This window comes from Mesorhizobium sp. M8A.F.Ca.ET.207.01.1.1 (genome assembly GCF_004794715.1).
GTDB lineage: Bacteria > Pseudomonadota > Alphaproteobacteria > Rhizobiales > Rhizobiaceae > Mesorhizobium.
This window is the reverse complement of the sequence record NZ_SRUS01000468.1, coordinates 1-304: the sequence shown is the minus strand read 5'-3', so window position 1 is coordinate 304 and position 304 is coordinate 1. Positions and strand designations below refer to the sequence as shown.

1 pseudogene is annotated in these 304 nt (G+C 66.1%); it reads left to right on the top strand.

Annotation, left to right across the window (positions count from 1 at the left end):
- A pseudogene (locus EN850_RS35400) lies at positions 1 to 304 on the top strand (fuconate dehydratase); the annotation flags it as partial.

The window sequence follows — 304 nt, the reverse complement described above, 5'->3', positions numbered from 1 at the left end:
CTCGACTGGGTCAGAGAGGATCCCGGCCGTTTCTGGCATCATGTGACCGGCGACAGCCAGTTGCGCTGGATCGGCCCGGACAAGGGCGCCATGCATCTCGCCGTCGGCGCGGTGGTCAATGCCGTCTGGGATCTCTGGGCGAAGGAAGCCGGCAAGCCGGTCTGGCGCCTGGTCGCCGAGATGAGCCCGGAGGAGATCGTCCGGATCGTCGACTTCCGCTATCTAACCGACGCGATCACACCGGCCGAAGCGCTGGAGATTCTAAAGAAGGCCGAGGCCGGCAAGGCCGGGCGTATCGCCACGC